The sequence below is a fragment of the Pseudomonas sp. AN3A02 genome (assembly GCF_011765255.1).
Lineage (GTDB): Bacteria > Pseudomonadota > Gammaproteobacteria > Pseudomonadales > Pseudomonadaceae > Aquipseudomonas.
Genome location: NZ_JAARNI010000001.1, coordinates 1,047,798 through 1,059,799 on the forward strand (window position 1 = coordinate 1,047,798; position 12,002 = coordinate 1,059,799).

General features: G+C 59.6%; 16 protein-coding genes. 5 read left to right on the forward strand and 11 right to left on the reverse strand.

The window, feature by feature from the left end; genetic code table 11:
- Nucleotides 1-110: 110 nt before the first annotated feature.
- The 11 genes from hisC to HBJ59_RS04985 form a co-directional block, all read right to left on the reverse strand.
- Nucleotides 111-1,163, reverse strand: a complete 1,053-nt coding sequence (gene hisC, locus HBJ59_RS04935) for a histidinol-phosphate transaminase (RefSeq protein WP_167662896.1) — start codon at nucleotides 1,161-1,163, stop codon at nucleotides 111-113.
- A gap of 3 nt (nucleotides 1,164-1,166) precedes the next feature.
- Nucleotides 1,167-2,492: a histidinol dehydrogenase gene (gene hisD, locus HBJ59_RS04940; protein ID WP_076014422.1), complete on the reverse strand. Its 1,326-nt coding sequence runs from the start codon at nucleotides 2,490-2,492 to the stop codon at nucleotides 1,167-1,169.
- 127 nt (nucleotides 2,493-2,619) lie between these two features.
- Nucleotides 2,620-3,255 carry an ATP phosphoribosyltransferase gene (gene hisG, locus HBJ59_RS04945; protein WP_003188599.1) on the reverse strand — a complete coding sequence of 212 codons (636 nt, stop codon included), beginning with the start codon at nucleotides 3,253-3,255 and terminating at the stop codon, nucleotides 2,620-2,622.
- 247 nt (nucleotides 3,256-3,502) lie between these two features.
- A complete protein-coding gene (gene murA / locus HBJ59_RS04950; protein ID WP_003216140.1) occupies nucleotides 3,503-4,768 on the reverse strand; it encodes a UDP-N-acetylglucosamine 1-carboxyvinyltransferase in 1,266 nt (421 codons plus the stop codon).
- A 23-nt stretch (nucleotides 4,769-4,791) separates the two neighbouring features.
- Entirely contained in the window at nucleotides 4,792-5,031 is a 240-nt protein-coding gene (locus HBJ59_RS04955; RefSeq protein WP_010170570.1) for a BolA family protein, read from the reverse strand.
- A 114-nt stretch (nucleotides 5,032-5,145) separates the two neighbouring features.
- Nucleotides 5,146-5,451 (reverse strand): lipid asymmetry maintenance protein MlaB, encoded by a 306-nt coding sequence (locus tag HBJ59_RS04960; protein ID WP_010170571.1) that lies wholly within the window; start codon nucleotides 5,449-5,451, stop codon nucleotides 5,146-5,148.
- Nucleotides 5,448-6,101, reverse strand: a complete 654-nt coding sequence (locus tag HBJ59_RS04965; protein WP_076014423.1) for a phospholipid-binding protein MlaC — start codon at nucleotides 6,099-6,101, stop codon at nucleotides 5,448-5,450. Before HBJ59_RS04965 ends, HBJ59_RS04960 begins: the two co-directional genes overlap by 4 nt.
- Before the next feature lie 11 nt (nucleotides 6,102-6,112).
- Nucleotides 6,113-6,580, reverse strand: a complete 468-nt coding sequence (mlaD, locus tag HBJ59_RS04970; RefSeq protein ID WP_010170575.1) for an outer membrane lipid asymmetry maintenance protein MlaD — start codon at nucleotides 6,578-6,580, stop codon at nucleotides 6,113-6,115.
- Complete coding sequence (mlaE, locus tag HBJ59_RS04975) at nucleotides 6,580-7,377, reverse strand: lipid asymmetry maintenance ABC transporter permease subunit MlaE (protein WP_003216131.1); 798 nt, start codon at nucleotides 7,375-7,377, stop codon at nucleotides 6,580-6,582. The genes mlaD and mlaE overlap by 1 nt, the downstream gene beginning before the upstream one ends.
- Nucleotides 7,377-8,186, reverse strand: a complete 810-nt coding sequence (locus tag HBJ59_RS04980; RefSeq protein WP_003216128.1) for an ATP-binding cassette domain-containing protein — start codon at nucleotides 8,184-8,186, stop codon at nucleotides 7,377-7,379. Before HBJ59_RS04980 ends, mlaE begins: the two co-directional genes overlap by 1 nt.
- 24 nt (nucleotides 8,187-8,210) lie before the next feature.
- On the reverse strand, nucleotides 8,211-8,432 hold the full coding sequence (locus tag HBJ59_RS04985; RefSeq protein WP_143503553.1) for a hypothetical protein: 222 nt from the start codon (nucleotides 8,430-8,432) through the stop codon (nucleotides 8,211-8,213).
- A gap of 46 nt (nucleotides 8,433-8,478) precedes the next feature.
- Between HBJ59_RS04985 and HBJ59_RS04990 the strand changes: the two genes are divergently transcribed.
- Genes HBJ59_RS04990 through lptB form a run of 5 tightly spaced genes read left to right on the forward strand, consistent with a single transcriptional unit; the run spans nucleotide 8,479 to nucleotide 11,843 of the window.
- Entirely contained in the window at nucleotides 8,479-9,453 is a 975-nt protein-coding gene (locus HBJ59_RS04990) for a KpsF/GutQ family sugar-phosphate isomerase (protein ID WP_076014424.1), read from the forward strand.
- Nucleotides 9,454-9,978 (forward strand): HAD family hydrolase, encoded by a 525-nt coding sequence (locus HBJ59_RS04995; RefSeq protein WP_087692862.1) that lies wholly within the window; start codon nucleotides 9,454-9,456, stop codon nucleotides 9,976-9,978. It begins immediately after the preceding gene.
- Nucleotides 9,979-9,986: 8 nt separating this feature from the next.
- Nucleotides 9,987-10,559: an LPS export ABC transporter periplasmic protein LptC gene (gene lptC / locus HBJ59_RS05000; RefSeq protein WP_076014426.1), complete on the forward strand. Its 573-nt coding sequence runs from the start codon at nucleotides 9,987-9,989 to the stop codon at nucleotides 10,557-10,559.
- Nucleotides 10,546-11,118, forward strand: coding sequence for a lipopolysaccharide transport periplasmic protein LptA (lptA, locus tag HBJ59_RS05005; RefSeq protein WP_023659193.1), 573 nt, complete (start codon nucleotides 10,546-10,548; stop codon nucleotides 11,116-11,118). Before lptC ends, lptA begins: the two co-directional genes overlap by 14 nt.
- The gene (gene lptB, locus HBJ59_RS05010; RefSeq protein ID WP_003216119.1) at nucleotides 11,118-11,843 is read left to right on the forward strand and encodes an LPS export ABC transporter ATP-binding protein; all 726 of its coding nucleotides are present in this window, start codon (nucleotides 11,118-11,120) and stop codon (nucleotides 11,841-11,843) included. The genes lptA and lptB overlap by 1 nt, the downstream gene beginning before the upstream one ends.
- The last annotated feature ends 159 nt before the right edge of the window (nucleotides 11,844-12,002 follow it).

A 12,002-nucleotide genomic window follows, 5' to 3' on the forward strand; every position in this document is an offset into this window, starting at 1 on the left:
GTGGGAGCGGGCTTGCTCGCGAATGCAGTGTGTCATTCAGCACATCAGTGACTGAACCACCGCATTCGCGAGCAAGCCCGCTCCCACATTTTTTTGAGCTACAGTGTGGCTTAGAGCGCGCCCAACGCATCAATCAGCGCCTGGTTCTGCTCCGGCGTGCCAATGCTGATCCGCAGGAACTGGGCAATCCGCTCCTGCTTGAAGTGCCGCACAATCACCCCTTGCTCCCGCACTTTGGCTGCCAGTCCGGCGGCGTCGTGCCGTGGGTGACGGGCAAAGATGAAGTTGGCCGCCGACGGCAACACTTCAAACCCTTTGGCCTGCAACTGCCCCACCAGCTTTTCACGGCTGTCGATCACTCGCTGGCAGGTGTCCTCGAAGTGCTCACGGTCTTCAAACGCGGCGGCCGCACCGACAATCGCCAGACGGTCCAGCGGGTAGGAGTTGAAGCTGTTCTTGACCCGCTCCAGCGCCTCGATCAGGTCCGGATGGCCCACGGCCAGGCCTACCCGCAAACCGGCCAGTGAGCGCGATTTAGAAAGGGTTTGGGTCACCAGCAGGTTCGGGTAACGGTCCACCAGGCTGATGGCGGTTTCGCCGCCGAAGTCGATATAGGCTTCATCGACCACCACCACCGAGTCCGGGCTGGCCTTGAGGATTTGCTCCACGGCATCCAGCGCCATCACGCAGCCGGTCGGCGCGTTCGGGTTCGGGAAGATGATCCCGCCGTTGGGCCTGGCGTAGTCCGACACGCGGATCTGGAACTGTTCATCCAGCGGCACTGCATCGAACGCAATGCGGTAAAGGCCGCAGTACACCGGGTAGAAGCTGTAGCTGATGTCCGGGAACAGCAGCGGCAAGTCGTGCTGGAACAAACCGTGGAAGATGTGCGCCAGGACTTCATCGGAACCGTTGCCGAGGAACACCTTGCCCGCGTCGATCCCGTAATACTTCGCCACCGCCTGCTTGAGCAGGTCGCTGTTGGGGTCCGGGTACAAACGCAGGTTGTCGTTCAGCTCGGCCTGCATGGCAGCCAGCGCCTTGGGCGATGGGCCGTAGGGGTTTTCATTGGTGTTGAGTTTCACCAGCTTGGTCAGCTTCGGTTGCTCACCGGGCACGTAAGGCACGAGATCCTTGACGAGCGGGCTCCAGAATTTGCTCATGTTTCAGTTCCCCTGCTTATCGTCAACGATGCGGTATTCGGCGCTGCGGGCGTGGGCAGTCAGCGACTCGCCACGGGCCAGCACGGAAGCGGTCTTGCCCAGCTCCGACGCGCCCTGTGGCGAACAGAAGATGATCGACGAGCGCTTCTGGAAGTCATACACACCCAATGGCGAGGAGAACCGCGCGGTGCCTGAGGTCGGCAGCACGTGGTTGGGGCCGGCGCAGTAGTCACCCAAGGCTTCGCTGGTGTGGCGGCCCATAAAGATCGCACCGGCGTGACGAATCAGCGGCAGCCAGGCTTGTGGGTCGGCGACGGACAACTCCAGGTGCTCCGGTGCGATGCGGTTGGCCACTTCGATGGCTTGGTCCATGTCGCGCACCTGGATCAGGGCGCCACGGCCATTGATCGACTTCTCGATGATCTCGGCGCGCTCCATGGTCGGCAGCAGTTTGGCGATGCTGGCGGCGACCTTGTCCAGGAATTCGGCGTCCGGGCTGACCAGGATCGCCTGGGCGTCTTCGTCGTGCTCGGCCTGGGAGAACAGGTCCATGGCTATCCAGTCCGGGTCGGTCTGGCCGTCACACACCACGAGGATTTCCGAAGGACCGGCGATCATGTCGATGCCGACCTGGCCAAACACATGGCGCTTGGCAGTGGCCACGTAGATGTTGCCCGGGCCAACCACCTTGTCGACCTTCGGCACGCTTTCGGTGCCATAGGCCAGCGCCGCCACCGCTTGGGCACCGCCGATGGTGAAGACACGATCAACGCCCGCGATGCAGGCCGCTGCCAGCACCAGTTCGTTAATTTCGCCGCGCGGCGTAGGCACGACCATGACCACTTCGGTCACGCCGGCCACCTTGGCCGGAATCGCGTTCATCAGGACAGAGGACGGGTACGACGCTTTACCGCCCGGCACGTACAGGCCGGCGCGATCCAGCGGCGTGACCTTCTGGCCCAGCACGGTGCCATCGGCCTCGGTGTAGCTCCAGGAGTCCTGCTTCTGTTTCTCGTGGTAGCTGCGCACCCGCGCGGCCGCCACTTCCAGGGCTTCGCGCTGGGGCGCGGTGATGCGGGTCAGGGCCAGTTCCAGGCGTTCGCGGGGCAGGATCAGGTCGGCCATGGAGGCAACGTCCAGGCCATCGAACTGCCGGGTGAAATCCACCAACGCCGCATCACCGCGCTCGCGCACGGCCTTGATGATGTCGAGCACCCGCTGGTTGACCGAATCGTCGGACACGCTTTCCCAGCTCAGCAGATGATCCAGATGATGGGCAAAATCCGGGTCGGCAGCGTTGAGTCGGGCAATTGCAGTGGACGTGGTCATAGCGAGGGCCTCAATAGAATTGGCAAAAACTCAGGCGCCCTAAACTAGCAGTCGTTTCCGCTTGGGCACCTGAGAATTCTGGCTATGAGGCGGATAGACGGGCGCGGCTTAGGGCCGCGCGGGTGAGTCAACCGCGGTGTCGAGACTCCACTGCCTTGCGCAGGGTGTCGATCAACGCCTGGATACGGGCGTGCTGCATTTTCATCGAAGCTTTGTTGACGATCAGCCGGGAGCTGATGTCGGCGATAAAGTCCTGGGGTTCCAGGCCGTTGGCGCGCAGGGTGTTGCCGGTGTCGACCACGTCGATGATCTTGTCGGCCAGGCCGATCAGCGGTGCCAGTTCCATCGAGCCGTAAAGCTTGATGATGTCGACCTGGCGGCCTTGCTCGGCGTAGTAACGCTTGGCAACGTTGACGAACTTGGTCGCCACCCGCAGGCGGCCTTTAGGCTCGACGTCACCGACACGGCCGGCGGTCATCAGCTTGCACAGGGCAATACGCAGGTCCAATGGCTCGTACAGGCCCTGGCCGCCGTATTCCATCAACACGTCTTTGCCCGCGACGCCGAGGTCGGCCGCGCCATGCTCAACGTAGGTTGGCACGTCGGTGGCACGCACGATCAGCAGGCGAACGTCGTCCTGGGTCGTGGGGATGATCAGCTTGCGGCTCTTGTCCGGATTCTCGGTCGGCACGATGCCCGCTTCAGCCAGAAGCGGCAAAGTGTCGTCAAGGATGCGGCCCTTGGACAGTGCGATGGTCAACATGGGAAACGTCAGTCCTTCATCAGGCTATTGCTGTCCGGTCGCAATCGGCGCCAGACACAGATCGAGGCCATTACAGCCTCGATTTGAAACAAATCAGTTAACAGCATACATCGTCCTGTGGCGAGGGAGCTTGCTCCCGCTGGGGCGCGAAGCGGCCCTGATCTTTGTTTAAAAAGACTGGGACTGCTGCGCAGTCCAGCGGGAGCAAGCTCCCTCGCCACAATGACCGTGTTTGCAGTTCCTGGAACTAGCCCGGTACGCGGCGGATTTTCGCGCCGAGCATCTGCAGCTTCTCTTCGATGCACTCGTAACCACGGTCTATGTGGTAGATGCGGTCGATCAGGGTGTCGCCGTCAGCGCACAGCGCCGAAATCACCAGGCTGGCGGAGGCACGCAGGTCGGTAGCCATCACTGGCGCGCCCTTGAGCTTCTCGATGCCGGTCACGATGGCAGTGTTGCCTTCGACCTGGATCTTGGCGCCCATGCGGTGCAACTCGTACACGTGCATGAAGCGGTTTTCGAAGATGGTCTCGATCACCGCGCCGGTGCCTTCGGCAATCGCGTTCAGGGAAATGAACTGCGCTTGCATGTCGGTCGGGAACGCAGGGTACGGAGCGGTACGCACGTTGACGGCTTTTGGCCGCTTGCCGTGCATGTTCAGCTCGATCCAGTCTTCGCCGGTGGTGATCTCGGCGCCAGCTTCCTTGAGTTTTTCCAGGACGGCTTCAAGGATGGTCGGATCGGTGTCCTTGACCTTGACGCGGCCACCGGTAACGGCGGCAGCCACCAGGTAGGTACCGGTCTCGATGCGGTCCGGCATCACTTTGTAGGTGGCCGAATGCAGGCGTTTCACACCGTCGATGGTGATGGTGTCGGTACCGGCGCCGGTAATGTTGGCACCCATGGCGATCAGGAAGTTCGCCAGGTCGACCACTTCCGGCTCGCGCGCGGCGTTTTGCAGCACGCTGCGGCCGTTGGCCAGGGCAGCGGCCATCATGATGTTCTCGGTACCGGTCACACTGACGGTATCAAAGAAGAAGTTCGCGCCACGCAGGCCGCCTTCCGGCGCCTTGGCCTTGATGTAGCCGCCTTCGACGTCGATGGTTGCGCCCATGGCTTCGAGGCCACGGATGTGCAGGTCCACCGGACGCGAACCGATGGCGCAACCGCCAGGCAGTGCGACTTCGGCTTCGCCAAAACGGGCAACCATCGGACCCAGCACCAGGATCGAGGCACGCATGGTTTTCACCAGTTCGTACGGCGCGATCAGGGTCTTGATGGTGCGCGGGTCGATTTCGACGCTGAGTTTCTCGTCGATCACCGGCTCGATGCCCATGCGACCGAACAGCTCGATCATGGTGGTGATGTCGTGCAGGTGTGGCAGGTTGGCCACGGTAACCGGGCCATCGCACAGCAAAGTCGCTGCCAGGATCGGCAGGGCGGAGTTCTTCGCCCCGGAAATACGGATCTCGCCATCAAGACGAGCACCGCCGGTAATAATCAATTTATCCATAAGAATCTCGACGCCTTGGGGGCTCAGGTGCGCTCGGCCCAGGCCGCGCGGCTGAAAAATTTCATAGTGACCGCATGGATGCTGCCATCGGTGATCCACGGGTTCAAATGGGCATAGATCTGCTGCTGACGCTTGACCGGGCTCAATGCCGCCAGTTCATCGCTAATCACGTTCAGCTGGAAGTTGCAGCCTTCGCCCTCAACTTCAACATTAGTTTGGGGCAGCTTTCCTTCAAGGAAGCTTTTAACTTCTAGGGCCTGCATGATCAACCTCTATGGGCGCCCAGTGCGCGCGGGTCGCACATCATACAAAAAAGCCCCGCGCCTGCGAACCCCGCATAGCAGGACTCTGACGGGGGGCTTCTTTAATAATGTGTATTAAGGATGCGCCAACAGCTCGGTCAGACCGGAAACCTCGGCGATTTCACGCATGTCTTCGGGCAATGCACGGATGCTCACCGGCTTTTTGACGGCCTGTGCATCACGCATGAAACACAGCAGCAACGACAAGCCGACGCTGCTGGACTTGACCACCGCCGAGCAATCCAGCACCAGCGCGGACGCAGTGCTGGCATTGATCAGCGCCTGGCCCTGCTTGCGCAGGGCTGGCCCGGTGCTGTAATCCAGCACGCCGCTGAGCAGCAGCTCACCGGACTCGCCAAGGCGAATGGCCGACTCGGTCATTGGGCAGGTTTCCCGGCAGCTTTGTCGGTTTCTTCCTTGGCCTTGGCCACTTCACCGGCCCAACCGTTGATGGTTTTGTCCAGGTCGTTGCCATTGCGCTGCATGGCGTCCGCGAACTGGTCACGGAACAGCTTGCCAATGTTGATACCGTTGATGACGACGTTACGCAGTTTCCACTCGCCATTGATCTTCGTCAGGGTGTAGGACACCGGATACACCGCGCCATTGCTGCCCTTCACGGTCATGCCGACTTCGGCACGGTCACCCGTTTCGGACTTCGGCGCATCAACCGTAATGCCCTGGTTGTTGTACTCGAGCAATGCGTTGCCATAGAACTGGAACAGCCCGCGCTTGAAGTTTTCCTGGAAGCGGGTCATCTGCTCAGGCGTCGCCTTGCGCGAGTACTTGACGGTCATGATGCTTTTGGAAATGCCTTCAGCATCCACCACTGGGCCAACAATCGTATTCAGCGCGTTATAAAACTGACTCGGGTCTTGCTTGTACTTTTCCTTGTTGGCACTCAGGTCGGCCAACATCTTGGTGGTCGTATCCTGCACCAGGTCATGCGCAGAACCGCCGGCAGCGGCGTTAGCCATCAACGGCAGTGCCGCGAGCAGTACCAACAGGCCACGTCGCAAAGTAGAGATCATGAACACATTCCTCATTTGGCGTCTTTATTGACGGTATTGAGCAGGAATTTACCGATCAAGTCCTCCAGCACCAACGACGACTGTGTGTCATGAATGGTCGAACCATCCTTGAGCAGAGCTGTTTCCCCGCCCACGCTGATGCCGATGTACTTCTCGCCCAGCAAACCAGCGGTGAGGATAGACGCGGTGGAGTCAGTCGGCAGGTTATCCACCTTCTTGTCCACTTGCATCGTCACTCGGCCGGTGAAGCTGTCGCGGTCCAGATCGATCGCCGTGACCTTGCCGATGGTTACACCCGCCATGGTCACTTTAGCTCTGACAGTCAAACCGGCGATATTGTCGAAGTAGGCGTAAAGTTTATAAGTATCGGCGGTGGGGCTGGCCGATAGGCCGCTGACTCGCAGGGCGAGCAACAGTAAAGCCAGGATGCCAGCCAGCAAGAAAAGGCCGACACCGATTTCCACAGTGCGGTTTTGCATCAGAAATCTCCAAACATCAAGGCGGTCAAAATGAAGTCAAGGCCCAGTACCGCCAGCGAGGCGTACACAACGGTCTTGGTGGTGGCGCGACTGATCCCTTCTGAGGTGGGCTCACAGTCATAGCCTTGGAATACGGCAATCCAGGTCACTACAAAGGCGAAAACGATGCTTTTAATGATGCCGTTTAGCACGTCGCCGCTGAAGGTCACGCTGTTTTGCATGTTGCCCCAGTAGGAACCGTCGTAGACGCCCAACCAGTCAACCGCCACCCATGAACCGCCCCAGATCCCGACCACGCTGAATACCATCGCCAGCAGTGGCAGGGAGATGAAGCCGGCCCACAGGCGCGGGGCAACAATGTACTTGAGTGGATCGACGCCGATCATTTCCAGGCTGGACAGCTGCTCGGTAGCCTTCATGTTGCCGATTTCGGCCGTCAGCGCAGAACCGGCACGCCCGGCAAACAGCAGCGCGGTCACCACCGGGCCCAACTCACGTAACAGCGTCAGCGCAACCATCTGCCCTACCGCCTGTTCGGAGCCGTAGCTGGAAAGGATATTGAAGCCTTGCAGCGCCAGTACCATGCCGATGAATACCCCGGAGACCACAATGATCACCAGGGACATCACACCCACGGAGTGCAGTTGCTTGATCAGCAAGCCAAAACCGCCGCCAATACCGCCGCGGCCGAGCAACGCATGAAACAGGAAAATCGTCGAACGGCCCAGCACACCGATGATATCGATGCCGGAGCGTCCGAAAAGGCGAACCTTTTCGAGTAAAGATGTCTTGCGCATCAGCGCTTCCCCAGAAGATCTGAGCGGTAGTCCGCTGCCGGAAAGTGAAAAGGCACCGGGCCATCGGGATCGCCGGTCATGAATTGGCGAATGCGCGGGTTATCAGCGTTCATCAGCTCTTCAGGCGTGCCCTGCCCCAACACCTGGCCATCGCCTACTACATAAAGGTAGTCGGCAATGCTCGCGGTCTCGGCCAGGTCGTGGGAGACCACGATACTGGTGATACCCAACGCATCGTTGAGCAGGCGGATCAGGCGCACCAGGACGCCCATGGCAATCGGGTCCTGGCCAACGAAAGGTTCGTCGTACATGAGAATTTGCGGGTCGAGGGCGATGGCACGGGCCAGGGCGACACGACGCTTCATGCCACCAGACAACTCGTCGGGCATCAAATCGATGGCGCCGCGCAGCCCTACGGCCTGCAATTTCAGCAACACGATGTCACGAATCATTTCATCGGACAGCTGTGTATGCACCCGCAGCGGGAACGCTACGTTTTCGAAAACGTCGAGGTCGGTAAACAACGCACCACTCTGGAACAACACGCCCATGTGCTTGCGCGCATCGAACAGGTCGCTGCGCGAGAGCGTTGGCAGATTCTGGCCATTGACCCAGACTTCACCGGCAGACGGGCGCAATTGCATGCCCATCAGGCGCAGCAGCGTCGTCTTGCCACAGCCGGACGGCCCCATGATGCCCGTGACTTTGCCGCGGGGAATGCGAATATCCACATTATTGAAGATGCTGCGCGTACCGCGCTTGAAGGAAAGACCCTTCAGCTCGACCGCGTAGGCGTTATCGGCACTCATCTAAACTCCTTGGGATGCAGCCTTTCACTCAGACACCTTGTTTTCGACAAATGCTTGCGCCGAATAGACAAAAAAGCTGCGCGGACCGAACTGGCGGCGAACTATATCACTGCTGGTACAGCGCCCCCAAGGCCGGAACAGAGCTTGTTCAGAAACAGGACAGCTAAAAAAACCTTGCTGAGGTTCAATCTCAACCACGGGTGTAATGAATAAAGCCTGACGAACTTGCGTGAGGGAATTGATCATTACCGCTATAATCGCCGACTTTTCGTCAGGCTATACGATTTCAGACATGAGCCAATCCAGCGACCTTATCCAATCCGCACAACGCACCATCCGCCTCGAGCTCGAAGCCGTAGAAGGCTTGCTGGCCCATATCGACGCGGATTTCGTACGCGCATGCGAGATGATTCTGGCCAGCAAAGGCCGCGTTGTCGTGGTCGGCATGGGCAAATCCGGGCATGTTGGCAACAAGATCGCCGCCACCCTGGCGAGCACCGGGACTACCGCTTTTTTCGTACACCCCGCCGAAGCCAGCCATGGCGACATGGGCATGATCACCCGGGACGACATCATCCTGGCACTGTCCAACTCCGGTACCACCAACGAAATCGTGACCCTGCTGCCGCTGATCAAGCGCCTGGGCATCCAGCTGATCAGCGTGACCGGCAACCCGGACTCGACGCTGGCAAAAGCCGCCGAAGTGAATTTGAACGTGCACGTTGCCCACGAGGCCTGCCCACTGAACCTGGCACCGACCTCCTCCACCACCGCTGCCCTGGTGATGGGCGACGCGCTGGCCGTGGCCTTGCTGGAAGCCCGCGGGTTTACCGCTGAAGACTTCGCATTTTCCCATCCAGGTGGCGCCCTGGGCCGTCGACTGCTGCTGAAAGTGGAAAACGTGATGCACGCCGGCGACGAGCTGCCACAAGTCGCGCGCGGCACCCTGCTTAAAGATGCCTTGATGGAAATGACCCTCAAGCGCCTGGGCATGACCGTGATTCTGGAGTCCGACGGGCGCCTGGCCGGGGTTTTCACCGACGGTGACCTGCGCCGCACCCTGGACCGCAACCTCGACATCCAGACAGCAACCATCGACGAAGTCATGACGCCCCACGGCAAGACCGCACGCCCTGACATGCTCGCGGCCGAAGCGCTGAAGATCATGGAAGACCATAAAATTCTGGCGCTGGTGGTGGTCGATAGCGACGACCGCCCGGTAGGCGCCCTGAACATGCACGATTTGCTGCGTGCAGGAGTGATGTAAATGACCACCGACCTGTTGCAACGGGGCAAGCACATCAAGCTGGCGATTTTCGACGTCGACGGTGTGCTGACAGATGGCCGCCTGTACTTCCTGGAAGACGGCAGCGAATTCAAGACGTTCAACACCCTCGACGGCCAGGGCATCAAGATGCTGATGGCGGCGGGCGTGCAAACCGGCATCATCAGCGGTCGCAAGACGCCAGTTGTGGAACGCCGCGCACAAAACCTGGGGATTCCTCACCTGTATCAGGGCCGCGAGGATAAACTGGTGGTTCTGGACGAGCTTCTTGGCCAACTCAACCTAAGCTATGAGCAGGTTGCCTACCTTGGTGACGACTTACCCGACCTGCCGGTGATTCGCCGGGTCGGCCTGGGCATGGCTGTGGCCAACGCGGCGGCGTTCGTTCGCGAGCATGCCCATGGTGTGACGACAGCCCGCGGCGGCGAAGGCGCCGCCCGCGAGTTCTGCGAACTGATTCTGCGCGCCCAAGGCAGCCTCGAAGCGGCCCACGCCGCCTACCTATAGAGCGTTTTATGCTGAGTAAAAAGATTCGCAATTTCCTGATATTTGCCATCATCGCCGCAGTGTTTCTTGCGGTCGGTTACTGGAATATCAGCCCGGAGCGCTTCCTCGACAAGCCTGTTGCACAGGTTGACGAGAGCGCTATCGACTATTACGCCATCAACGCCCACAGCATTCAGTACCTGCCGGATGGCAAGGTCCAGTATGAAATGACCTCCGACAAGGTCGAACACTTGAAGGCATCCGAGGTCACCTTATTGACCAAGCCGGACATGAACCTGTATCGCGGTGCCGAATTTCCGTGGCACGTCACCAGCGAGCGTGGCGAAGTCAACCCGGACGGCACCCAAGTGGAATTGATTGACTCGGTTCGCGTAGCCCGTACCGACGCCAAGGACCGCGCCACCATTATTACCAGCAGTCGCATGACCGTATTCCCACAGAAGCAATATGCGCAGACCGAGCAAGACGTTAGAATTGACGGCGCTGGCGGTGTATCGACTGGCAAGGGAATGAAAGCGTATTTGAAAGAAAGCAGGATACACCTGCTATCGAACGTAAGAGGACAGTATGAGGCTCGTTAAAACCCTCCCTATTTTGCTCGGCCTGGGCGCAGCACTGGGAAGCGTGAGCGCCTGGGCTCTGCCGAACGATAGCCAGCAACCGATCCACATTCAGGCTGACGATGCGCAGTTGGATGACAAGCAAGGTATCGCGACCTACACCGGCAGCGTGATCATCACCCAAGGCTCGATGAAAGTGACGGGTAATACCGTGACACTGACTCGCACCCCGGCAGGCGATATCGACGTGGTCACTTCGGTCGGCAACCTGGCGTACTTCGAACAACTGCAGAAAGTCGGCGACCCTACTCCGGTCAAAGGCTACGGCAAGACGATCCAGTACCACGCCCAGCAAAACCGTATCGTGCTGATCGACCAGGCCCGCGTCATCAATGACGGCAACACCACCGACGGCGAAAAAATCGTCTACGACACGGTGAAGCAGATTGCCCAGGCCGGTCGTGCCACCGGTTCGAAAATCAGCACGCCGAAGCCGCGTATCGACATGGTTATCCAGCCGAAGCAAAAACCGGGCGCAGCCCAGCCGGCGCCGAAACCTGACGCGAAGAAGGCGAATTAATGGCAACCCTGAAAGCCCAGCATCTGGCCAAGGCCTATAAAAGCCGTCAGGTCGTGCGCGATGTCAGCCTGTCGATCGACAGCGGGCAGATCGTCGGCTTGCTCGGCCCCAACGGTGCCGGCAAGACCACCTGCTTCTACATGATCGTCGGCCTGGTACAGGCCGATCAAGGCCGCGTCCTGATCGACGACCTGGACGTAAGCCACCAGCCTATGCACGGTCGTGCACAGGCGGGTATCGGCTATCTTCCCCAGGAAGCATCGATCTTCCGCAAGCTGTCGGTTTCCGACAACATCATGGCCATCCTCGAGACCCGCAAGGAACTCGACCGCGCCGGGCGCAAGAAAGAGCTGGAAAGCCTGTTGCAGGAATTCCACATCAACCACATTCGCGACAACCTCGGCATGAGCCTTTCCGGCGGCGAGCGTCGTCGTGTGGAAATCGCCCGCGCCCTGGCCACTGCGCCGAAGTTCATCCTGCTGGACGAACCTTTCGCCGGTGTCGACCCGATCTCGGTCGGTGACATCAAGCAGATCATCCATCACCTCAAGGCCAAGGGCATCGGTGTATTGATCACCGACCACAACGTCCGCGAGACCCTCGATATCTGCGAAACCGCGTATATCGTGAACGATGGACAGCTGATTGCCGAAGGTGACTCCGCCACTATCCTGGCCAACGAACTGGTCAAGGAAGTGTATCTGGGTCACGAGTTCCGCCTGTAAACACGGTGGTATCAGGCCATTCGCCATGGAGTGCGGTAGTCAATAAAAACCTCATTATTTTTATTGTTACCGCGCTCTAGGCAAAGCCCCCGATATCAGGCATATAATTTGCTTATGTTTGGCGCTCACGCGCCCTGTCGTGGATGGCGCATTGCGCCG